Annotated in this window: 21 protein-coding genes; 12 read left to right on the forward strand and 9 right to left on the reverse strand. The window is 45.2% G+C overall.

Annotation, left to right across the window (positions count from 1 at the left end; genetic code table 11):
- Positions 1 to 19: 19 nt before the first annotated feature.
- Positions 20 to 292: a hypothetical protein gene (locus A8F94_RS19550; RefSeq protein WP_066204315.1), complete on the reverse strand. Its 273-nt coding sequence runs from the start codon at positions 290 to 292 to the stop codon at positions 20 to 22.
- Positions 293 to 519: 227 nt separating this feature from the next.
- Here A8F94_RS19550 and A8F94_RS19555 point away from each other — a divergent pair, with 227 nt between their 5' ends.
- The 3 genes from A8F94_RS19555 to A8F94_RS26415 all read left to right on the forward strand — a co-directional run bounded on the left by A8F94_RS19555 (position 520) and on the right by A8F94_RS26415 (position 3,850).
- Positions 520 to 1,680, forward strand: coding sequence for a DEAD/DEAH box helicase (locus A8F94_RS19555; RefSeq protein ID WP_066204320.1), 1,161 nt, complete (start codon positions 520 to 522; stop codon positions 1,678 to 1,680).
- 465 nt (positions 1,681 to 2,145) lie between these two features.
- Positions 2,146 to 3,645: an amidase family protein gene (locus tag A8F94_RS19560; protein WP_066204321.1), complete on the forward strand. Its 1,500-nt coding sequence runs from the start codon at positions 2,146 to 2,148 to the stop codon at positions 3,643 to 3,645.
- A gap of 70 nt (positions 3,646 to 3,715) precedes the next feature.
- Positions 3,716 to 3,850: a hypothetical protein gene (locus A8F94_RS26415; RefSeq protein ID WP_302621322.1), complete on the forward strand. Its 135-nt coding sequence runs from the start codon at positions 3,716 to 3,718 to the stop codon at positions 3,848 to 3,850.
- Between the two features lie 200 nt (positions 3,851 to 4,050).
- On the opposite strand, the gene A8F94_RS19565 is transcribed toward A8F94_RS26415, so the two are convergent.
- A complete protein-coding gene (locus A8F94_RS19565; protein WP_066204322.1) occupies positions 4,051 to 5,574 on the reverse strand; it encodes an FAD-dependent oxidoreductase in 1,524 nt (507 codons plus the stop codon).
- Positions 5,575 to 5,766: 192 nt separating this feature from the next.
- Between A8F94_RS19565 and A8F94_RS19570 the strand changes: the two genes are divergently transcribed.
- Positions 5,767 to 6,915 (forward strand): trans-sulfuration enzyme family protein, encoded by a 1,149-nt coding sequence (locus A8F94_RS19570; protein WP_066204324.1) that lies wholly within the window; start codon positions 5,767 to 5,769, stop codon positions 6,913 to 6,915.
- A 574-nt stretch (positions 6,916 to 7,489) separates the two neighbouring features.
- Complete coding sequence (locus tag A8F94_RS19575) at positions 7,490 to 8,218, forward strand: CBS domain-containing protein (protein WP_066204326.1); 729 nt, start codon at positions 7,490 to 7,492, stop codon at positions 8,216 to 8,218.
- Between the two features lie 176 nt (positions 8,219 to 8,394).
- On the opposite strand, the gene A8F94_RS19580 is transcribed toward A8F94_RS19575, so the two are convergent.
- On the reverse strand, positions 8,395 to 8,820 hold the full coding sequence (locus A8F94_RS19580; RefSeq protein WP_066204327.1) for a DUF1360 domain-containing protein: 426 nt from the start codon (positions 8,818 to 8,820) through the stop codon (positions 8,395 to 8,397).
- A gap of 347 nt (positions 8,821 to 9,167) precedes the next feature.
- Here A8F94_RS19580 and A8F94_RS19585 point away from each other — a divergent pair, with 347 nt between their 5' ends.
- The 5 genes from A8F94_RS19585 (at position 9,168) to A8F94_RS19605 (ending at position 12,770) form a co-directional block, all read left to right on the forward strand.
- Positions 9,168 to 9,527: a lmo0954 family membrane protein gene (locus A8F94_RS19585; RefSeq protein ID WP_066204329.1), complete on the forward strand. Its 360-nt coding sequence runs from the start codon at positions 9,168 to 9,170 to the stop codon at positions 9,525 to 9,527.
- A 14-nt stretch (positions 9,528 to 9,541) separates the two neighbouring features.
- Positions 9,542 to 10,183: a PspA/IM30 family protein gene (locus A8F94_RS19590; RefSeq protein ID WP_066204331.1), complete on the forward strand. Its 642-nt coding sequence runs from the start codon at positions 9,542 to 9,544 to the stop codon at positions 10,181 to 10,183.
- Positions 10,184 to 10,373: 190 nt separating this feature from the next.
- A complete protein-coding gene (gene liaF, locus A8F94_RS19595) occupies positions 10,374 to 11,105 on the forward strand; it encodes a cell wall-active antibiotics response protein LiaF (protein ID WP_066204333.1) in 732 nt (243 codons plus the stop codon).
- Complete coding sequence (locus tag A8F94_RS19600) at positions 11,102 to 12,145, forward strand: sensor histidine kinase (protein WP_066204334.1); 1,044 nt, start codon at positions 11,102 to 11,104, stop codon at positions 12,143 to 12,145. Before liaF ends, A8F94_RS19600 begins: the two co-directional genes overlap by 4 nt.
- Positions 12,138 to 12,770 carry a response regulator transcription factor gene (locus tag A8F94_RS19605; RefSeq protein WP_066204335.1) on the forward strand — a complete coding sequence of 211 codons (633 nt, stop codon included), beginning with the start codon at positions 12,138 to 12,140 and terminating at the stop codon, positions 12,768 to 12,770. The genes A8F94_RS19600 and A8F94_RS19605 overlap by 8 nt, the downstream gene beginning before the upstream one ends.
- 244 nt (positions 12,771 to 13,014) lie before the next feature.
- On the opposite strand, the gene A8F94_RS19610 is transcribed toward A8F94_RS19605, so the two are convergent.
- On the reverse strand, positions 13,015 to 13,749 hold the full coding sequence (locus A8F94_RS19610; RefSeq protein ID WP_066204337.1) for a TrkA C-terminal domain-containing protein: 735 nt from the start codon (positions 13,747 to 13,749) through the stop codon (positions 13,015 to 13,017).
- Positions 13,750 to 14,019: 270 nt separating this feature from the next.
- A complete protein-coding gene (locus A8F94_RS19615) occupies positions 14,020 to 14,283 on the reverse strand; it encodes a hypothetical protein (RefSeq protein WP_066204339.1) in 264 nt (87 codons plus the stop codon).
- A gap of 173 nt (positions 14,284 to 14,456) precedes the next feature.
- On the opposite strand from A8F94_RS19615, the gene A8F94_RS19620 reads away from it, so the two are divergent.
- Entirely contained in the window at positions 14,457 to 15,398 is a 942-nt protein-coding gene (locus A8F94_RS19620; RefSeq protein WP_066205079.1) for a magnesium transporter CorA family protein, read from the forward strand.
- 114 nt (positions 15,399 to 15,512) lie between these two features.
- Here the strand turns inward: A8F94_RS19620 and A8F94_RS19625 are convergent, their stop codons facing one another.
- Positions 15,513 to 16,148 (reverse strand): Bax inhibitor-1/YccA family protein, encoded by a 636-nt coding sequence (locus A8F94_RS19625; RefSeq protein WP_066204341.1) that lies wholly within the window; start codon positions 16,146 to 16,148, stop codon positions 15,513 to 15,515.
- Between the two features lie 110 nt (positions 16,149 to 16,258).
- Positions 16,259 to 16,648: a large conductance mechanosensitive channel protein MscL gene (gene mscL, locus A8F94_RS19630; protein WP_066205081.1), complete on the reverse strand. Its 390-nt coding sequence runs from the start codon at positions 16,646 to 16,648 to the stop codon at positions 16,259 to 16,261.
- Between the two features lie 213 nt (positions 16,649 to 16,861).
- Here mscL and A8F94_RS19635 point away from each other — a divergent pair, with 213 nt between their 5' ends.
- Entirely contained in the window at positions 16,862 to 17,800 is a 939-nt protein-coding gene (locus A8F94_RS19635; protein WP_066204343.1) for a hypothetical protein, read from the forward strand.
- A gap of 89 nt (positions 17,801 to 17,889) precedes the next feature.
- Here the strand turns inward: A8F94_RS19635 and A8F94_RS19640 are convergent, their stop codons facing one another.
- Both A8F94_RS19640 and A8F94_RS19645 read right to left on the reverse strand, forming a co-directional pair.
- Positions 17,890 to 19,122, reverse strand: a complete 1,233-nt coding sequence (locus A8F94_RS19640; RefSeq protein WP_066204345.1) for an aminopeptidase — start codon at positions 19,120 to 19,122, stop codon at positions 17,890 to 17,892.
- Between the two features lie 648 nt (positions 19,123 to 19,770).
- A complete protein-coding gene (locus A8F94_RS19645; RefSeq protein WP_066204347.1) occupies positions 19,771 to 21,360 on the reverse strand; it encodes a M20/M25/M40 family metallo-hydrolase in 1,590 nt (529 codons plus the stop codon).
- Positions 21,361 to 21,374: the final 14 nt, after the last annotated feature.

The raw sequence follows: 21,374 nt of genomic DNA on the forward strand, positions 1-21,374 counted from the left end.
ATACTAGGGCAATTTTTGTTTAAGTGAGTCTTTTTCTTAGGAATATCCAGTAAAATCCAAGTCCGACAATAATCAAGCCGGCCGCTCCAATTGGAATGATATAGGACTGAAAGGGAACAGCCCCTTTTTCGGTTTCGGCATGAGTTTTAGCTGAAACAGGAGTATCCTGAGGGGAAGATAGTTCAATTGCTGCAAACGATGAAGGTTTTATATTTATATGAAGATCTGCAAATGCTTTATTGGTAACCATTAAAAAGAGCAGGATGATAATGACAAGCGATTTTTTTAACATTAGTCTCAACTCCGATATGTTGGTATCGTCTATATTTATCTTATCATTGGTTGGCTCTCTAAAGTTTTTGTTAGGCCATTGTTCACAATAGTTTCAAATTTAGATTGACAAAAATGTCAATATTGAGGAAAAGGGGGAGGCCTCTTTTTCAAAAAAATGGCGTAAATGGATTTATCATCGATTTATCCTTATAATAAGGACCATCAACAGTGAAAAAGGAGCAAGTTATGCTGAATATACAAGAGACTTTCAAGCCATTCATATCCACCGTCTGGGAGAGGTCAGATTTTAAGCAGCCGACGGCCATTCAAGAAGCTGCGATACCGGCTATCCTGGAGGGGCGCGATATTATTGCTGAATCGCCGACAGGTACCGGTAAGACGCTAGCCTATTTGCTGCCGGTCCTTGAGAAAATTGACAGTTCGGGGCTGGCGCTTCAAGCAGTCGTGCTGGCCTCGAGCCAGGAACTGATCATGCAAGTATACCAGGAATTCCAAAAATGGTCGGAAGGAAGCGGGATTCGCGGCGCTGCATTCATTGGCGGGGCCAATGTAAAGCGGCAGCTTGAAAAACTGAAGAAAAAACCACATATTGCCTTTGGAACGCCCGGACGAATGAATGAGTTGATTAAACAGAAGAAACTCAAGATGCATGAAGTGAAGGCAATTGTCCTTGATGAAGGTGACCAGCTGCTTGTCCGGGAACATTTTGGCCAGGTTCAGGATATTGTTAAATCGGCGCTTAAGGAGCGGCAGGTGGTTCTGTTCTCGGCAACGATGAAACCGGAAACGGAGGAACTAGCCAAGAATTTGACTGAAGACCCTGAAGTTATCCGTATTAAAAAAGACACATCGATTCCAGATGGAAAGGTCGAACATATTTATTTCTCATGCGAGCCGCGCGAAAAAATGCTGCTCCTTGAAAAAATAGCCCGGCTTGAAAATACCAAGACACTCGCTTTCATTAACGATATAACCGAGATTCCAGTTATTACTGCAAAGCTTCAGTTCAAGGACCTGTCTGTTGGCCTGCTTCATAGCGAACTGGATAAAACCGTCAGGCAGCGGGCTGTTAAAGATTTCCGTGATGGAAAAATCAACATGCTCGTAGCAACAGATGTGGCCGCACGCGGACTTGATATCCAAGGTGTAACCCATGTGGTCCATGTCGATTTTCCAAGGGACATTGAACAGTACATTCACCGTTCCGGCCGGACAGGCAGGATGGGTGCGGATGGAACCGTCATCTCGCTGGTAACCGAGCGGGAAGAGCGCGAGCTGAAGGTGTTCGCGAGAAAACTGGACATTTCGGTTGAGAAGCGGATTTTTTATAAAGGCACGATTGCAGTCGAAAATATCCGCCAGCTTGAACGGCCGCGGAGGAAATAACATTTTGGCTATCGGATGCAGACGAACGGAATCCAGCATAGCTACCTTATCAGGCTCCCTTATTGGGGGCTTTTTTTAATTTGAAATGCAGCGACTCGAGGGTGATGCGTTTCAAAGTCAATTAGGAAAAGGACCAGAATAAACTTTTGCGTATTCAGTAAATTTCCTAAGCGAGGACAATTTTTTCGAGATGCAGGACCATTACCAAACTTTTCAGGACAGATTTAATTTGTAGAAGGTGCACTGTTTAGTAATGAGAGGTGTTCGCGGGGTCCAACAGAGTGTTTGTGTATCAACGCGCCAACCCATATGAATATTAAATTCAATGGTTGATAGGGGGCCAGGCCACATGCTCCAGAGATAGAGCTCTTTGCGCATTAATTAGACCCTAGTTCCGTTAAAGGATAATGCAAACTCTGTAGCGAATATAAAATGGAGATATAATCAGTAAAGGGGTAGGGGAGTTTGCAAAATCCAAAACTGAAGCATTTATATGAGACATGGCTTGAAGAAGCGACGATTACGGATATGCAGGAGAAGATGGAATCGGGGGAGTTGACTTCAAAGGAGCTTATCTTGATGTACCTATACCGGATTGCGGAGTTTGATCATAATGGTCCCGGGCTTAGGTCAGTACTAGAAATCAATCCTGATGCCCTCCACATTGCAGAGGCACTGGATGCTGAACGGAAAGAGTCAGGCCCGCGCGGCCCGCTGCACGGTATTCCCGTCCTGCTGAAGGACAATATTGACACTGCCGACAAACTGCATACGAGCGCGGGTTCAAAAGCGCTTGCTGATTCCTATGCACTTGAAGATTCCGAGGTCGCGTCAGGCCTTCGGATTGCCGGTGCGGTCATTCTTGGAAAAACCAATATGACGGAATGGGCAAATTTTATGTCGTATACAATGGAAAGCGGCTACTCTTCACGAGGAGGGCAGACGTTGAATCCGTATGGGCCTGGAAAATTTAATGTGGGCGGATCGAGTGCGGGTTCCGGAGCCGCTGTGGCCGCGAACTTTGCGGCAGCCGCAATCGGGACGGAGACTTCAGGGTCCATCCTTAATCCTGCATGCCAAAATTCTCTTGTCGGTATTAAACCGACAGTCGGCCTGATCAGCCGCCGCGGTATTATACCAATTGCCCATTCGCAGGATACAGCCGGTCCGATGGCACGCACTGTTGAGGATGCCGCCTTGCTTTTGACCGCATTAACAGTCAGTGATACCGCAGATCCCGCAACGTTGGCTAATCAGCTGCAAAACGTTGAATTTACTGAGTTTTTAAAAAAGGGGCTGGCAGGGAAGAAAATTGGAGTGGCCCGTGATTATTTTTTCTCTCAAGCTGGTGAAGAAAAAGCCCGTATCGCAGATCGTGCCTTAGAAGTGCTTGAATCTCTTGGTGCTGAGGTAGTCGATATTGTTATCCCGTCCGCGAGATTAATGTGGGATTGGGAAGTATTGAAATACGAGTTTAAGGCCGGCGTCAATGCATATCTAAAAGGGCTTGCACCATCGGTTAAAATTAGGGCGCTTTCTGATGTAATCCGGTTTAATGAAGAAAATCCTGAGGAAATGCTCCGTTACGGTCAACAAATCCTCATTAATTCAGATGAAACGAGCGGCGGGCTTTATGAAGACGAGTATATCCGTTCCCTTGAATTCAACGAATACCATGCAAAGGAAAACGGAATAGATTCGGTGTTGCAGGAATATGGCTTGGATGCGATTCTTTTCCCGCATGACGAAGGCTGTGACCTGTCTGCGCGTGCAGGATATCCGTCGGTTTGTGTACCTGCAGGTTTTACAGATGAAGGGGAGCCGGTCGGAATCACATTTGCCGGAACAGCCTGGAGCGAGCCGGTGCTTATCCAGATTGCCTATGCCTTTGAACAGGCGACACTAGCCAGAAAGGCGCCAGTACTAAACAGTGAAAAAGAAACAACAGGCCTGGCAGAGCAATGAAGAAACTGCCAGCATAAACACGTAACTTAAGCCCAGACTAAAAACACATCCTGGTGAAGGAGTGTTTCGTATGGGCAGACAAAAGCTTGGGAACCGCAACGCGCAAGTAAACAACAACAAGAAAATAGGCAAAACAAGCTCTGAGCTTGTAAAATTCACAACTGGCCAGGACAGGCTGATCCGCAATCGGCCGAACGATGATTAAGACTAGTCGCCCATGGAGAATGGGCGGCTTTTTATTTTTTTGCAATTATTTCCATAAACTTAATTTGGAATAGGTAAAAGCGGTTAAATAGTTTTTCACTAGTTAATGGCGCCGAAAAGTGTTAAATGCAAGAAAACAACCCCTCATTAAATCCTGCCCATCAAAAATGGCAACCCACCCTTATGGATTGCCACTTTCTACTATCCTTCCAGCTTTTTCAAATCTTCCACTGCGGGGCCTTCAACAACAGAGCCGCCATACGAGAACCGTGAGCCATGGCAAGGGCAGTCCCAGGTTTTCTCGGCATGGTTCCATTCGCACTCACATCCCAAGTGTGTACAGGTTGTATCAACAAGATACAGCTTGCCAGTCTCATCCTTATATCCGCCGGCCCGCTTTCCGTTCACAAGGACAACTCCGCCTTCCCCAACTTTCAGGTCATCTGGATCCTTCGGGATGTACTCAAGCTTCCCTTTTACAAAATGACCTGCAACCTCCAAATTGAACTTTGCTGCCTTCTTCAGAGCTGGGTCCATTTCAAAGCGCGAAGGATGGTACAAAGCCTTATAGGGGCTTTCGCGATTCAGGATATAGTCAGTCAAGATATGCCCGGCAAGGGTCGATGTTGTCATTCCCCACTTTTTATAGCCTGTTGCGACAAGGATGTTTTCCTCATCATCCTTCAACGGCCCGATATACGGAAGTTTATCAAGCGTCTCCAAATCCTGAGCTGACCAGCGATATGAATAATCATGGATGCCAAAAACCTGCTCGGTCCATTTTTCGAGCGCTTCATAATGTTCAAGTGTGTCCTTTCCAGTTCCTGTCCTATGGTTTTCCCCGCCGATGATCAGCAGGTTTTCACCATCAACGGGTGTATAGCGGATTGACCGTGACGGTGAATCAGCGCTGATATACATTCCGCCAGGATACTCCTTCTCGCTCTTGACCCCGATTGCATACGAGCGTGTCGCATACATACGGGCGAAATACAAGCCTCTCTTGTCAAAAAATGGCCAGTGCGAGGCAATAACGGCATGGCCGCAGGAAATTTTCCTGTCTTCCTTTGTATGAACAACAGTCCCGCCTTCAACGGTGATATCTTTTGCGGTCGTATTTTCATACACCATGCAGCCGGCGTCAACAGCCTTTTTCAAAAGCGCCCGCAAATATTTGAGCGGGTGGAACTGAGCCTGGCCTGGCATAACCAGCGCATTTTTCACTTCAATATCAAATGGGATGCTGCCTCTTAGTTCCCCTGGAATCCCCAGCTTCTGATAGGCTTCCATCTCAGTCTCAAGCTTGGTTTGATACTCCTCGGTCGTTGCGTACATGACGGCATCCTGATCACTGAAATCACAATCTATTCCCTGTTCGTTGACTGTCCTTCTAATAAAGCCAAGCGCATCGGCATGTGATTCGTAGTAAAGTTTTGCGTTATCCTCGCCGAAATGATTGATCAGTTCATCGTAGAGAAGACCGTGCTGGGCGGTGATTTTTGCAGTTGTGTGCCCGGTTGTGCCATTCAGAACACTGCCAGCTTCAATGATGGCTACCCGCTTTCCTTGCTGGGTAAGCAAGTAAGCAGTGGTTATTCCTGTCATTCCTGCCCCAACAATCGCTACATCAACTGATATGTCTTCGTTAAGCTTCCCGAACTGCGGCAGGTCAATTTCCCGCCAGTATGTCCTTGGATATTTTGGCATCTTGCTTTGGCCGCTCATTCTACTCCTCCTTTAACACGATAGATATATCCTTTATAGTTCCCCATATCCGGTAAATGAATCCAAGAAAGTGGAGGAGAAAATATGAATGGAATTTACATGTGAGGTTTTCTGACATGGATTATTGACTAAGCCACTTTGGATTGGTATACTCCAGCTATCAATAGATATATACAGAAGAAGGTGTCGGGTATGGCAACAGAATTCGAAACAAGAGTATTGCATGGCGATAAAATAGGAGACAGAGAGATTGCCAGCAAAGTGACGCCGATTTACCAGACGTCTGCTTTCACATTTAAAGACCTCGATGAACTTGAGGGTTTCTATCAAGGCAGCGGTCGCTACTTGTATTCACGCACAGGCAACCCCAACACGGACGAGCTCGGTGCAGCTGTGGCCCGGCTGGAAGGAGCTCCTGCTGGTGCAGCAGCAGCATCGGGATTAGCGGCCATCCTCGCTGGCATTCTTGCAGCAGCCAAGGCTGGAGACCATATCATTGCCGCTGATGACCTTTATGGGGGGAGTTACCATCTCCTTAAGGAAGAGCTTCGTGATTTTGGCATAGAAACAAGCTTTGTTTCTTTTTCGAATCTATCGAATGTGGAAAAGGAGCTCCGGGATAATACAAGGCTTATTTATACAGAATCGATTACCAATCCGCTTCTTCGGGTTGAAAATCTTGAAGCGGTTATTGAGTTTGCCAAACAAAATGGTTTGCTGACGTTAATAGACAATACATTCGCAACACCCCTTCATGTCAGGCCATTTGAGCTTGGAGTAGATATGGTTGTACATAGCTCAACAAAGTATATAGGCGGGCATAGCGACGTTACTTCTGGTGTTATTGTTGGCAGGGAGGATTTAATTGCAAGGGCAGGCGCGAAAATCTCCAACCTCGGTTCCAATTTAAGTCCATTTGAGGCGTGGCTCACCGTTCGCGGCCTTAAAACGCTTGCACTCAGAATGAAAACTCAGTCAGCGAATGCGCGTAAGCTTGCAGGGGCTCTTAAGGAGAATGCTGATGTCGAACGAGTCTATTACCCGTTTGAATATGGCGGCGAGAATGGGTATGGCGCCATTGTCACTGTTGAACTCTCAGAGAAAGCCGATATGAATGGATTCTTCCGGGCATTGTCCTGGATTAAAATAGCCCCGACGCTGGCAGGTGTTGAAACAACCGTTTCACACCCGGAGGTAACATCCCACCGGGCGCTTTCTCCAGAAGAAAGGGCTGCACTTGGAATTAACCGCCAAGTAGTCCGCATCTCAGTTGGCATCGAGCATGCTGAGGACATCATAGGCCAATTTGAAAAAGCAATTAAGGAATCGATCAACAAGTAATCGTAGTGAGCACCGGGCAGTCATGTCCGGTGCTTTTTCCGTCCCTCGAGTATGAATGGACGGAATAGAGTTCTGACAGTGAGTTCCGTCCAATAGGTGGGTTTTAATGGACGAATCGGAGTCTCGACAGTGAGTCCGTCCAATAAGTAGGTTTTAATGGACGAAACACAGTCTCGGACAGTGAGTTCCGTCCAATAAGTAGGTTTTAATGGACGAATCACAGTCTCGGACAGTGAGTTCCGTCCAATAAATAGGTTTTAATGGACGAATCGCAGTCTCGGACAGTGAGTTCCGTCCAATAAATAGGTTTTAATGGACGAATCGCAGTCCCAAATAATGAGTTTCGTCCAATAAATCAAAGTTTAGTGGACAGACCATGAATGTCATTTCGGGAAAAAAGCAGACGCCTTGCCAGTCAGCGGTGCAGAGAATGGGCATCAGATAAAAAAGTTTGCTTTGTCAGAAGGGATATTAACGGGAAGCCGCCCCGGGCTGGAAACTTCCTCATGTTTCAGAACTTCCTCAAGAATGGTAAATAAGTAGGGAGTAAGAAATTCGAGGAGGAACCTAGACATTGGACAAAAAAGAGATTAAACGCCAAAGAGAAAAATCGGAACGCTTTGAGGTTGCGTTCAACCAAATACATACTGAACTGAAGAAGCTTGCGAACAACGGGGAAACAGACAATTTTGTTGAGCTTCTCCATAAAGTAAAAAACCGCCATGTGCCAATCCGGCGATATTTTGACGATTTGAAAAGCTATGCCCGTCTCAGGAACGCTCTTGTTCATGAGAAGAACCGCAAGAATTTTTATATTGCTGAGCCTCACATGGAAGTGGTTGAGCAAATTGAGAGCATCGCGGAGTTCCTATCGGTTCCGCCATCCATCCTGACGGCAGCCTCAAAAGAGGTGAAGACGTTACAGGCGGATGAAGAGGTAAGCAAAGCGATTTTAAAGATGGAAAAGCACTCGTTTACACAGTATCCGATATATGATGGAGACCAATTTAAATTTTTAATGACCGAGACCGGTCTTAACAGATTTTTTGCCAGCAGATTGAGGGGCTCAGTGATTGACCTCGAAGGGCAGAAGCTTGCTGATGTCCAAAAATTTGAGAATACGAATACGGTTAAAGTTGTTTCGAAAGACATGAACGTCTTTGAACTGGAGGATTTATATGATTCCCGGACTGATGAGGATAGCAAGCTTGAAGCGGTCATCATAACCGAGAACGGCTCCCATAAAGAAAAGCCAATTGGAATTGTTTCCTCGTGGGATTTAATTAAGATGGAAACGGACTAATTACACAATCATATAGGAAAAATCTAAAAAACGGGATTCCATTTTTCAACGGAATTCCGTTTTCCTTTTATCCGCATTAAAGGGAAGTCAAGCCTACTCAGAGCCAAGCCAAATGTCCCTAAATGCCCGATTGGTTCAACTAACCATCAGCAAAAAAAGCTGATGGAAGTTTCACTTTATCCCTTAGGATTCTCTTTAGGGGGTGCTGCGGGAGCATCTTTCTTTTCATGCTCAAGTGCCGAATAATAAGCAACCTTCTTTATATTGACACCGACAAATGTCTCGATGATAGACTGGCCGCCTGCAATTGCGAAAATGAATGCCACAATAAGTGCGAAATTCGGAAACAGTATATAAAGGCCGCCAAATAAAATGGCACTCCACACCCCTGCGCACCAATAACAATTTAGCAGGTAACCAAACATATTCTTCGGCACACTTTTAACCTCGCTGCCGTGAGCTGTGTTGATGCGCTTCTTTTTCATGAAAGGCTTGCGGATAAACTCTGTAATTTTGTCGAAAACAATCAGGTGTGTAAGCCGATAGCTGGCGAGTATGAGAATGATCAGTTCCAACCAGGACAAGTTTTCTACTATATCCATTGATGCGCCTCCTAAGTCCTTCTGTTCTATAGTGTTAGCCCGGGCCATTTTTTCAATCAGATGCCCCTGTCTATCTGTTTCCCTGCCGGTGAACGGAATAATCGTTAACCGCTATATTTTCTGGAAAAAACCGTTCGCGAAAATTTCGGCATTATATAGAGAGAACATTGCGCGGGCCCCAGTCTCCGGCAAAACTGGCAAGAGGGTAAACTGGCCCGGCCAAAGGGTCACTTTGGTGGGTCCTGCCTGTCCTCGGTCTCAGGTCCTAGTTAAAAATCTGGCTGAGGTTCGTTATGGGAAAACCGCAATGGAGCTAAGATAGAGACATAGAAAGGAGATGGAAGAACATGAAAAAATTTGGGTTACTAGTCGCTGGAGGAATCGCGGCGATTATCTTGCTGTCAACCATCGGGCCAATTGCGGGAATGGCAATCAGCCTGGCAATTTTGTACTTTGTCATTAAGCAGTTCCTCAAGACAGATTCAACGATGGGGAAAATCGGACTCGGCATAATCGGCTTGATTGTCCTGTCAGCTGCGGCAAGCAACGCCCCTGCCATTATTGGGGTAGCCGCTGCCTATGTGCTGTACCTTGTGTATAAACAGTGGAACGGAGCGAAGTACGAGGAGCCAGTAAAAGCTGATAATGGTGATCCCTTCGCCAACTTTGAACGGCAATGGAACGAACTGAACAAAAACTATAACTAAAGGAGAGAATGGAAATGGCAAACATCTTTACGAAACTGAAAAACACCGTAATGGCAGACCTTCACGAAGCATTGGACAAAAAGGAAAAGCAGAATCCGGTTGCAATGCTGAATGAATACTTGCGCCAATGTGAAAAAGAAACTGAAAAGGTCAGGAAGTTGGTCGAGCGCCAGCATGCGTTGAAAGAAGAATTCACACGCGAGTACCATCTCGCAAACGAAATGGCGGATAAGCGCCGGCACCAGGCAGAGGTCGCAAGCCAGGCGGGCGAAAGGGATCTAGTTGAGTTCGCAAGCCGTGAGCAGCTGCAATATACGGAGCGGGCAGCACGCCTGGAAGAGGCAATTGCCCATGCTGGAAGGCAACTGAACGAGCTTGAAGCCAGATATGAAGAAATGAAGCATAAACTGAAGGACATGAACCTTCGCCGTCTTGAATTAATGGGCCGTGAAAATATGAGCCGCGCCAACCATCGAATCAATCAGGTTGTTGACACAGGTGAAATCAAATCGGCGAACAAGTTCAGGGAGATTGAATCCTATCTGGATAATCTGGAGCACGAAGTCAACGGCTCCTATTTCCGCAATACGATTGATGCCAGGATCGCCCAGCTTGAAAAAGATCTTAAGAACAAGGAAATGAAAGACGCGCAATAGCGGATGTGAGGGAGACCCGGGTGTAGCGGGTCTCCTTTCAGGCAGAAAATCGTGATGGTCTCTTCCTGAAAAACCTTGGTAATGATATCCTAGAAATGATAAAAGCAGACAGGATTAAAAATGACTATGAATGGTACGCCAGTGTGATGGCGATTATCGATATACAGCAAACCTGCGGGGAGGAAACAAGATGGATAGAAAAATGACGGGGGATAATATGGGCTGGCTAATCATTGCTGGTGCAATCGTGCTTCTATTGGAGATCGCGTTTTTCAATAGCGGGCTGCTTTTTTCCATCTTCCTCTCAGGAGCGATGATTTATTTAGGGAGGAAGAAGCGGCATTCGAAGTTCTGGAGGCTGCTTTTCTGGGTAGGGATTGTCATCCTTGTCACAAGCATTATCAATATGATGACCTTCAAGCTTATTCTCATTGCGATACTGATTTTTGTACTGACCCAATTTATGCAGTCGAAAAAGGCGCCAAAGCAACTTAAGCCTGAAATCAGCCCATCCGCTGCTATGCCGGGGAAGCCTTTGATACGGACTCGTCCGCTTTTTGAAAATGTAATCTTTGGATCGCAGAAGACTCCTGATGGGGTTTATGACTGGAATGATATCAACATCCAAACAGGAATTGGCGACACGGTAATCGATTTGAGTTATACGCTTCTTCCAAAAGGGGAATCGGTCATCTTTATCCGTAATTTGGTTGGCAATGTCCGGATTCTTGTGCCCTATGAGCTGGAAGTGAGCATCCATCATTCTGTCATTGCCGGCTCAACAACTGTATTCGAGCATGAGGAACCAAAGGTATTTAACCAGGTTCTGCAAATGAGGACTGCTGATTACGAAATCGCGAGCCAAAAAGTGAAAATATGTACCTCGCTAATTGTCGGGAACCTTGAGGTGACGAGGATATGAGTGCGATTCAGCGCCAGGTAGTTTGGGGCCTCGGTTTTGCGTTTCTTTTAACAGCGGCCAGCACGGCGGCGTTTTTTGCCGTGTATCCGTTAGAGAAATGGTCCTATTTATGGACGAAGGATGTAATGGGGATTCCATTCCTTATCTTTACCCCTCTGTTCGGTTGTGTGTTAGGAACAATTGGCGGATTCCTTGCCGGCCAATACTGGAGGTCACAGTTTGCACTTGTAGAACAATCGCTTCGCCAAATTGAAGAAGGCCACTATTCGGAACAGAAAGGCAGCAGCAATCTTTATGAAATGAAGCAAATTCAGGAGCGGATCGGCAATTTGAACCGGCAGCTGACTGAGAAAGCAAAAATATCACAGCGGCTTGCAACTGAAAAAGCGGAAGTTCAGGAAAATCGCATCCAGGAAATTATCTCCCAGGAACGAAACCGGCTCGCCCGTGAGTTGCACGATTCTGTTAGCCAGCAGCTTTTTGCAGCATCGATGATGATGTCTGCCATTACGGAAGGGAGACGGGATGGGGATCCGCATGGACAGCAGCTAAAGTTGGTTGAGGGCATGATTCACCAGTCACAAATTGAAATGCGTGCGCTCCTTCTCCACCTCAGACCAGCGGCATTGAAAGGCAAGTCATTGCAGGAAGGAATTGCCGAGTTGATGAATGAACTTGCCCAAAAGGTGACGATTGACATTAGCTGGAAGGCTGAGGACTTCCTTATGGATAAAGGGGTTGAGGATCACTTGTTTCGGATTCTTCAGGAATCGGTCTCCAATACGCTTCGCCATGCTAAGGCTAATTCCTTGAGTGTCCTGTTAGTAAAGCGTGACGGGCTTATTATCCTGCGCGTAACTGACGATGGGGTAGGTTTCGATGAAGCAGACAGAAAGGCTGGCTCCTACGGAATGCAAAACATGCATGAACGTGCCTTGGAAGTCGGCGGAACATTAAAGGTAATTTCAGTTAAAAATAAAGGGACGCGGCTTGAAGTGAAGGTTCCGGCTGTGTCGAATGGGGATGGGGAAAATGATTAATGTAGTGTTTGTGGATGACCATGAAATGGTACGGATTGGTGTTTCATCCTATCTTTCTGCACAGCCTGATATCGAGGTTATTGGTGAGGCAGACAACGGAAAGAAAGGAGTCGAGCTGGCCCTGTCACTTAGGCCGGATATCATCCTGATGGACCTTGTCATGAAAGAGATGGATGGAATTGAAGCAACAAGGCAAATTATCGAGCAATGGCCAGAGGCGAAAATCATTATAGTAACAAGCTTCCTGGATGACGAAAAAGTATATCCGGCACTCGAGGCTGGAGCGACCAGCTATATGCTAAAGACCTCCAAGGCAAGTGAAATTGCCAACGCCGTCCGTGCTACATACAATGGCCAGTCCATCCTGGAGCCGGAAGTGACCGGAAAAATGATGATGAAGATGCGCCAGAAAAAAGAAATCCTCCCCCATGAAGAACTGACAGAGCGTGAAATGGAAATCCTCCTTCTTATGACCACAGGCAAAACGAATCAGGAAATCGCTGATGAACTGTTTATCGCTCTAAAAACAGTAAAGACCCATGTCAGCAACATTCTTTCTAAGCTTCAGGTACAGGACAGGACCCAGGCAGTTATCTATGCGTTCAAACATCATCTTGTTGAATAGGGTGCCTGCCCAAGTAGAACCCGAATTAAGCCTTTCGTTTAGTGCGAAGGCTTTTTCTTTAAGGAAAACTTTCGATTTCGTTATTCGGATTAACTTTTTTATTGAGTTTTTCTACGTTCAGCTACAGCGCCTATCGCCTAGCAAACTTCAGGTCTCCTCCCTACGATAAGTCATCATCGAATCGCTATCGCTCTTCGTGATTCCTTTATCTCAGTCAGAGCCCCTCCAGTTTGTACGGCGATGTTCAAGGCGCTTGCGCTTTTGTTTGTTGATGCGCCTTGGCTTCAAGCTTTTTTTCCTTAAGTTCCTTTTGGGCTTTAATTTCATCAGCAAAAAAATCCTGCAGGAAATCTTTGTCGCCATAAAGAAGAAGCTGATCACCAGCCTGTATTTCTTCTTCGTACCGTTTTTGACGAAGAATTACATCCCCTCTCCTAATAAATAGAACATTGATGTCCTCTTCGCCCTTTATAAACTCCTCAAAGGGTTTTCCGATAAATCTAGACGTTTCATGGACATGGATATCGGCAAAAAAATCATTCTCCTGCTGTAAAAAAACATCCTTGATGGGTAAATCTTCGAGGTTGTAATCTTCCTCGAGCTTTATATGAAGTCGGTCAGAAAGCTTTTTTTGGACAGTTGGGAGTTTTAATATAATCAGCAAGGCTCCCATGATTCCAGCGACGATGCCAATTTCTTTCATATGAAAGCTTTTTTGGAGAATGCCACTAATAGCAGAAATAATGACCGCAAGCGAGAAGACTCCGAACAAGATTAGAAAAGCGCCAAGCCGTCTCCTTAAAGGATGTGCAATGATTAACTCTGATTCACCGGTTGTAAATCCTGTTGCAGTCAAGATCGAAATAACCTGGAATCGTGCAACATGTTTATCCAGGCCAGTCAATACGAAAAGGGCAGTACATACTTCTACAACCAATAAGATGATTCCTATATAAAGGGCAATAAATGCGTAGCCCATAGTCGTCCTCCTGACTTTATCCCGCATTAAGGGGAAGTAAGCCTACTTAGAGGCAACTGTCCCTAAATGCCCGATTGGTGAACTACAGTGAAACTTGCCGCAGAGGGTTTCAGCGGCATAGTTGAACCAATCGGGTTCATAGTGCCGCTTAGTCGGCGTCTTTTGGCGAATTAGCGGCAGTAGAACGGGACTAACCATCAGTGGGAGTTCACCACTGATGGAAGGTTCACTTTATCCTTATCGCCAAAAAAGCCTAAAGGAAATGATCCTTTAGGCTTCGTCTTGCTTGTTTTGGTTATAATACTGGACTCCGTATTGGGAGCCTTCACTCACCATCTTGTTGTCATCAATATCCATCGGATCCGACAAACCTGCTTTTGCAACTACAGGCTCTTGGCTCGTCTTTCCAAAAGGCAGTTTATTTGCAACTGTTTCATACATGCCCTTCATGTCCACTTTTGAAGGCTTAAACGCATACCAGAGAAGGGCTCCAATCCCGGCTCCTGCTACTAAAAAGCGTGTATTTTTCTTCATGCTGGATCCTCTCCTTTATTAATATGTCCCTTTATAGATTCTTAAGCTTGTGCCTTTTCAATACCCGGTTTTATAAAAATAGAAACCAGAAACGTAAGATGAGTTTTGAAAGTAAGGGAGATGGGGATGGATAAAGTATGATGATCCTTTAGGATGTGGTGTATTTGAAAAAAATGTATAAGAACAATTCTTGGTGCTGGTATGACTTTGAAAGGTTCAATCTTGGGGGTTTACAGGAAATTGCTGCTGCCGAGCCAGACTATGACTTGGAATATTGGATCAAAAAAATACAGGAAACAGAGGCGAACAGTATTGTCGTTAATACATTTAAACCGGGTGCTGAATGGGTTTGCGGCTCATTGGTTTTTAGGCAGGAATTAGCGGATAGGGAGGATAACCATATTTTCTATTTTTTTATTGCCAAGAATTTTATGGTTACTTCAAACCTGGAATACAATTTATTGGGAAACCACAAAGATAAAAAGGTATTAAATCCACAAATGGAGAAAGCTGGAAATGCAATTGAAGGCTTTTCCGTCCTGCTTGGTGAAATAATGACAAACAGCCTGATTAAAATAGATCCTTTTGAAGAAAAACTTGATAATCTGTTATGGAAAATGAAAGAGGAAAACAGCACTGAAATTCTCGAAGAGATTTATCAAAGCAGGCATGAATTGCTAGTTCTGAAGCGTTTGATGATTCCGATTAGGGAAATTAAAATTGCGCTGGAGGAAGCATTTGCAGAATTGATAACAGATAAACCTTCTTACAGGAGAATTTGTTTGAAAATTGAACGAGGGTTCACAATTATCGACGATTATCAAACTGAAATCGATACTTTGATTAATCTGGAAGAGGTTGTTTCCTCTCACCGAGGCAACGAGATCATGAAGACACTCACCGTCCTTACAACATTATTCACACCAGTGACGGCACTTGGAGCGATATGGGGCATGAACTTCAAGCATATGCCAGAGCTGGATTGGGCGTACGGATATTTGTTCTCTTTTGTGGTCATCATTATTTCAACTTTCCTTTTATATATTATTCTCAAAAAGAAAGGCTGGTCCGGGGATATTTTACGAGGTAAAAAGAAGAATTCATTCTTTAAATGACTAAAAAAGAACCCGGCATATAGCCGGGTTTACTATGTTGCTGGAAAACAGGGCGGGGGTATAGCCCATCTTTCCTTTATCAAATTAAAACAAGTTCAAAGCATTTGAGGAGTATTAATCATCGCTGCCTAGGATTCCAAATATACGCAGGATACTCGTGAACAAGTTGAGGAAGTCCAGATAAAGGTTCAATGCCATCAACGGAACTTCCTCTGCAGTCACACCATAATGTTTCATCCTGCTAAAATCAAATAAAATAAAACCACTGAACACGAGTACGCCGATAAATGAAAAGGCAAGCATACCTGTTGAGCTAAGCGGCCAGAAAATATGGAAGATGGAAATTGCAATCAGGGCAAGCAGGGCTGCGAGCAGCATACCGCCCATCCATGAGAAATCCCTTTTTGATTTAGTAGCATAGACGCCAAGGCCTGCAAAGACAACCGTTGTTGTCGAAAGCGCTAAAATGACCGTCTGGCCGCCTGATGCAGCAGTATAATAGGCAACCAATGGATATGTGGTAATACCGGTAAGGAATGTAAATGTATAAAGGAATGTGTATGATATCAGCTTTTTCCGGCGAATAAGGAACGCGAACAACAGCATGCCAAGTTCCACAAAAACAAGTGGCATGAAAAGTGCCGGCGGGACGAAGATACCTGCCATGGAGCCAAGCAATGCAAATGCAATCGACATGGCGAACGTCCTCATAACTGAGGGTAAGTGTTCAGAACTTGTTTGAGCGTACATTAAATAAGATCACCTCTGAATGATTAGTAATGTGTTGTACGGGCAACTTTATGAAAGGTTTCAACCTTCATTATATTTTTTTGAAAAATTTTAGTCGGATGTTAAAATTACTATTCTAGTCCGCGTTTGCCGGATTGTTCCTTCAACAAGTCCCTGATTTCCACTAGCAATTCCTCGGTACGGTTGATTTTCTCTTCGACCTTCTCTTCTTCCTTCCTTTTGAAACGGTTAATAATTCTTACAAACATAAAGATTGAAAAAGAAATAATTAAAAAATCAATAACGGTCTGAATGAATTTACCATAGTGTATCTCTGCTTCACCGAACGGGTACATCAAGCCAGCAAAATCAACCCCGCCCAAAAGCAGACCGATAAGGGGCATTAGCACATCTTCAACGAGCGAAGTAACAATTTTGCCAAAAGCTGTACCGATAATGACCCCGACAGCCAAATCAATGACGTTCCCCTTTATTGCAAAGTTTTTAAATTCCTGAAGCAATTTTACATTCATTTTTCTTTCCTCCAAATTTATATAAACGATAAATTTACTCTACCAATTGGGAAGTGAAAAGTCACTGCATGATATTGGGAAAAAAAGTGTGTTTACATAGTTTCCTAGCTGCCTATGGACACTCTATTCAAGTTGGTCAAAAGGAAATACACATTTCATAACGAATTGATAAAGTAACGAAAAGTTTAAGGGGGAAAGAGGATGGACAAGGATTTGAAACGTAAACTGGAACAGGCGGAGGCGTACATAGCAACACATGGAAGAGGGGTGGAGAGAGCACGCTTTGACTTTCTTTTTCAAAACGGAAGTAAAGAGAAAGTTATTGAAGAGTTAAAGAAATACCAAAACGAAGATGGCGGATTTGGGCATGGTATTGAACCTGACTTTTGGCTTCCGGCTTCTTCAGCAATCGGAACATGGACAGCCGGACAAATCCTGCTTGAAATTGGTGCCGGTCAGGAAGAACCGATGGTGATGGAGATGTTAACCTATCTTGTTAATACGGCAGATACAAAGACAGGGATATGGGAAACCGTCCGGCCAGCAAATAATGAGTATCCGCATGCCCCATGGTGGCACTGGCAGGAAGGGGCACAGGAAAACTGGATGTTCAATCCTGGAGCGGAACTTGCGGGATTCTTGGTCCATTGGTCTGCATCGGAAACGGAGGCTTGGCACACAGGCTGGAACAGTATTGAAAAAGCAGTGAACCATCTAATGAACCAATCCGAGATGGATTGGCATGAGGTTAACAATTTTCTTCATTTGATGAAAATAATTAAACCGTTTGAACAGGAGTTTAACTCAAAGCTGCCCTATCGATTGGAAGATGCTGCAGAAAAAGTGTTTTCTCTTGCTGAGAAGGCAGTCGAAAGGAACGTGGCCGAGTGGGGCAATGGCTATAAAGCACTGCCGCTTGATTTTGTAGATGGGCCAGACAATCCGCTTTCTGAACGATTCGGCCCACTAGTTGAACAAAACTTTCATTTTTATCTTGAGACGATGGATGAAGAAGGAGTCTGGGACACGTCCTGGAGCTGGGGGATGTATCCCGAAGAGGCTGAGGCAGCCAGACGGTACTGGAAAGGCATTCTCGCTGTTAGGAGATACAAGCTGTTTCAAGCATTCGGATACTTATAACATGAAAAAGCACTGGATTCGGGGTAGAATCCAGTGCATATGTTTTTTAATCAAACGTTTGATTAAATTGCCTTATACCCGCACCAGGCTTAGATTGCCCAGTTGCCGGATCGGAAGACAGGCACCCGTGCGCCGTCTTCGGTGATGCCGTCGATGTCCATTTCAGCAGAGCCGATCATAAAGTCAACGTGGGTAAGGCTGTCATTCAGTCCGGCTTGATCGAGCTGTTCCCGGCTCATTGTCTTGCCGCCTTCCAGACAGAATGCATAAGCAGCCCCGAGAGCAAGGTGATTGGAAGCATTCTCATCGAACAGTGTATTGTAGAACAAGACATTGGAGTTCGAAATCGGTGAGTCATGCGGTACTAATGCAACCTCACCAAGGTAGTGTGAGCCTTCGTCTGTTTCAACGAGCTGCCTGAGGATTTCCTCGCCTTCCTCTGCTTTTACATCAACGATACGGCCTTCCTGGAACGTAAGGCTGAAGTTGTCAATGATATTGCCGCCATAAGACAGCGGCTTGGTTGAAGAGACAACTCCGTTCACACCTGTTTTTAAAGGAACGGTGAACACTTCTTCAGTAGGCATGTTAGCCATGAACTCATTGCCCTGTTCGTTGACGCTGCCAGCCCCAACCCAAAGGTGGCCTGCTGGAAGCTCGATAATTAAATCTGTGCCAGGAGCTTTATAGTGAAGGAACTTAAAGCGTCTGTCATTTAAGACGGCTACCTTTTCATGCAATGTCTGGTCGTGCTGCTTCCAGGCGAGCACTGGATCTTCGGCATCGACTCGGACAGAAGCGAAGATCGCATCCCAAAGCTTTTCGACCTGCTCGGATTCTGGTACATCAGGGAATACCTTTGCTGCCCATGCGGCAGATGGAACCGCAATAACCGTCCAGCTGAATTTGTCAGCCTGCATCATTTGGCGATAGCGAGAAAGAGCTTTCCCGGCAGCCTTTTGGAAGTTGGCAATCCGATATGGATTTACACCCTTCAACAAATCTGGTGACGAAGAAACGATTGACATAAGGGCAGCGCCTTTTTCCGCCAATTCTTCAGATTCTTTTGCGCGCCACTGCGGGTATTCATTGAACGCTTCATCGGGAGCAAGCTCGTATTTCGTACGGGATACCTGGTCGTCATTCCAATTGACAACGACGTTATGGGCGCCCGCTTCATATGCTTTTTTCACAGCCAGCCTGACGAACTCGGCTGCATCAAGCGTACAATTGATTACGAGGGTCTGGCCCGGCTGAACATTGACTCCTACTTTAACTGCAAGCTCGGCGTACTTCTCCAATCTGGTTTGAAAATCACTCATACTATGTACCTCTTTTCTTGGTTTCGTTCTCTTCAGTTTAGCGTGTTTTTAGGCAAAAAAGAAATAATAACTGCTGAAATTTCAGAAAAAAGGACAATAGGCTGGGCCTACTGTCCGATATCATTATAGAGTTTAATATTTAGAAAAACACCCCAGGAAAATAACGCTGCAAATGTGATGATTCCAGACAAAGAGGTGGGGGACAACCAATCCACTATAATCACCATCCCAATATTGAAATCTACTGTTACTTGCAGTATACGCTCGATTCCAGCGGGATACAATCAAAAGTTCACAAAATGTTCAGAAATATGTTGGTGATTATAATTTTACATTGCAAAGGCAACCCCGTGAAAAGAAATCCCGGGGTAAATAGGACCCCATGAAGGATGGAAAGACCACATTTTTCTGGTTGTTCCCGTCTTCATAGACCCCATGAAGGATGGTAAGACCGCATTTTTCTGGTTGTTCCCGTCTTCATAGAACCCATGAAGGATGGCAAGACCACTTTTTCGAGGCTGTTCCCGTCTTCATAGAACCGATGAAGGATGGCAAGATCACTTTTTTCTGGTTATTCCCGTCTTCATAGCCATGAAGGAATGTGAGAGCACTTTTTTCAGTCTGTTCCCGTCATCATGCCTCCAAAGTTTATTGATGAAAGACGTGCTGGACAAGCTTTTTGAGCAAACCAGGCAATGTGTCGAAAGAGAAATTAAGCTCCAGACGCTCGGTTTTTTGATGGGCATCCGCGCCATATGGTCCGATATTAAAGACCGGCATTGTTAATTTGTTGATCGACTCGAATGGGATGCTATATCCGTTTTTATAGAGAGGCGTATTGCCTGTCAAAAGCTCAATATCCTTCCTGGAAACAGAGGAAGTCGCATAGCTCAAATCGCACAATCCAGGGAAAAAGGCCCGTTCCTGAAGCTCGGGATGTTTTCTTATCACAAAATCCGCAAGCTCCCTGACTAATTGATTGCTCCGGGACGAAACTGCGGGATAAAATGGCGGGCTGAAATAAAAAACGATGAACGGCTTTTCCTCTATATACATTGAAAACTCTTGAACAATTCTCAGGCTTTGGCCCCGTTCGTCCTCTCCGGCATGTAGGCTCATCTCACTTATACTCCGCAGTAAGTCCTGCGCCTGTGAGCTGCCAATACTTTCTTCAACCTTTAAAAACAGTTCTGCCCACGTATACACTGGAATAGTAAAAGGAAGTCCCTGAACAGCTGCGGATTCCGCTTTACCGTGATAATGGTCCAGAACCCTTCTAGCGGCCTTGCGTGCTTTTTCCACTGCTCTTCTAGCAATGGCCTCGGGTTCCTGTTCCATGTAGAGAAGATTAAACATGGCAACTGCCGATGTTGGTGTCTGGACGTTATAGCTTTCCTTCAGGTCGCGGAGCATCAAGTTGGTAAGTGGTGGTGTAGCTTCAGACCCGACTTGCTCTGCAAAGTCAGTGCTCAGTTCAAATTCCATTGTTATCGCAGCAGCCAGTAAGGAAGCGTTCAATCCGGCAAAAGGCTCGCCAACGTGAGTTTCCTGGCCTGCACAGTAGAAGGTGGGCATGATTTTGCCAATTGTGCCGGTGTAGAAGTACTTCGTTGTATCAAGAGGGTGCTCCCTGAACGATGGCTCCGAATTAAGGCAAAGCACGTAGTCCAGGCCACATTCCTCCTGAAGGCGGACAACTTCTTCAACTGCAGCGAGCATCCCTTTAGATCCGACCTCTTCATCCGAAACAGTCACTAATAGTAAATTTCCATCAATTTCGCCGTAGGATGCTTTTTCTAAAAGGGACATCTGAACAACGAGTCCAGCCTTCATATCCATTGTCCCGCGCCCAAATATCCACTCACCGGATTCGAACTCCGAACACGCAAATTCTGTAAGCATGGAGGGATCCTCATGAAAATGCCGGGTCATTCGTTCAGTTGAAAATGCATCCTCCTTCAATTGCCCGTAATCCTCTGTGCCAACGACATCAAAGTGGCTGATCATTACAATTGTCTTCCTTGTTCCCGGCTTTTCGACAAAGGCCGTAAGAAAAGCTGTGTCTGTTGATTTATGTACATGTAAATGGTGGCTGTTTTGCTGAAAATAAGGAAGAGATTTCAATTCAAGTGCAAGCATCTCAGGAAAAAGAAGCTCCGCATCCGAGCCGGTAATGCTCGGAATGCTTACCAGCCTTGTCAGCAGCTCCGTCATTTGGTCCTTTGTCTGCCAAAGCATATCCATTCCTCCAG

The organism is Bacillus sp. FJAT-27225 (genome assembly GCF_001685025.1).
Taxonomy (GTDB): Bacteria; Bacillota; Bacilli; order Bacillales; family Cytobacillaceae; genus Bacillus_D.

What these genes read in the sequence shown, in the direction of transcription:
- A8F94_RS19550 (WP_066204315.1), bottom strand. Translation starts at nt 292, where the DNA reads ATGTTAAAAAAATCGCTTGTCATTATCATCCTGCTCTTTTTAATGGTT.
- A8F94_RS19555 (WP_066204320.1), top strand. Translation starts at nt 520, where the DNA reads ATGCTGAATATACAAGAGACTTTCAAGCCATTCATATCCACCGTCTGG.
- A8F94_RS26415 (WP_302621322.1), top strand. Translation starts at nt 3,716, where the DNA reads ATGGGCAGACAAAAGCTTGGGAACCGCAACGCGCAAGTAAACAACAAC.
- A8F94_RS19565 (WP_066204322.1), bottom strand. Translation starts at nt 5,574, where the DNA reads ATGAGCGGCCAAAGCAAGATGCCAAAATATCCAAGGACATACTGGCGG.
- A8F94_RS19570 (WP_066204324.1), top strand. Translation starts at nt 5,767, where the DNA reads ATGGCAACAGAATTCGAAACAAGAGTATTGCATGGCGATAAAATAGGA.
- A8F94_RS19580 (WP_066204327.1), bottom strand. Translation starts at nt 8,820, where the DNA reads ATGGATATAGTAGAAAACTTGTCCTGGTTGGAACTGATCATTCTCATA.
- A8F94_RS19585 (WP_066204329.1), top strand. Translation starts at nt 9,168, where the DNA reads ATGAAAAAATTTGGGTTACTAGTCGCTGGAGGAATCGCGGCGATTATC.
- A8F94_RS19590 (WP_066204331.1), top strand. Translation starts at nt 9,542, where the DNA reads ATGGCAAACATCTTTACGAAACTGAAAAACACCGTAATGGCAGACCTT.
- liaF (WP_066204333.1), top strand. Translation starts at nt 10,374, where the DNA reads ATGGATAGAAAAATGACGGGGGATAATATGGGCTGGCTAATCATTGCT.
- A8F94_RS19600 (WP_066204334.1), top strand. Translation starts at nt 11,102, where the DNA reads ATGAGTGCGATTCAGCGCCAGGTAGTTTGGGGCCTCGGTTTTGCGTTT.
- A8F94_RS19605 (WP_066204335.1), top strand. Translation starts at nt 12,138, where the DNA reads ATGATTAATGTAGTGTTTGTGGATGACCATGAAATGGTACGGATTGGT.
- A8F94_RS19610 (WP_066204337.1), bottom strand. Translation starts at nt 13,749, where the DNA reads ATGGGCTACGCATTTATTGCCCTTTATATAGGAATCATCTTATTGGTT.
- A8F94_RS19615 (WP_066204339.1), bottom strand. Translation starts at nt 14,283, where the DNA reads ATGAAGAAAAATACACGCTTTTTAGTAGCAGGAGCCGGGATTGGAGCC.
- A8F94_RS19620 (WP_066205079.1), top strand. Translation starts at nt 14,457, where the DNA reads ATGTATAAGAACAATTCTTGGTGCTGGTATGACTTTGAAAGGTTCAAT.
- A8F94_RS19625 (WP_066204341.1), bottom strand. Translation starts at nt 16,148, where the DNA reads ATGTACGCTCAAACAAGTTCTGAACACTTACCCTCAGTTATGAGGACG.
- A8F94_RS19635 (WP_066204343.1), top strand. Translation starts at nt 16,862, where the DNA reads ATGGACAAGGATTTGAAACGTAAACTGGAACAGGCGGAGGCGTACATA.
- A8F94_RS19640 (WP_066204345.1), bottom strand. Translation starts at nt 19,122, where the DNA reads ATGAGTGATTTTCAAACCAGATTGGAGAAGTACGCCGAGCTTGCAGTT.
- A8F94_RS19645 (WP_066204347.1), bottom strand. Translation starts at nt 21,360, where the DNA reads ATGCTTTGGCAGACAAAGGACCAAATGACGGAGCTGCTGACAAGGCTG.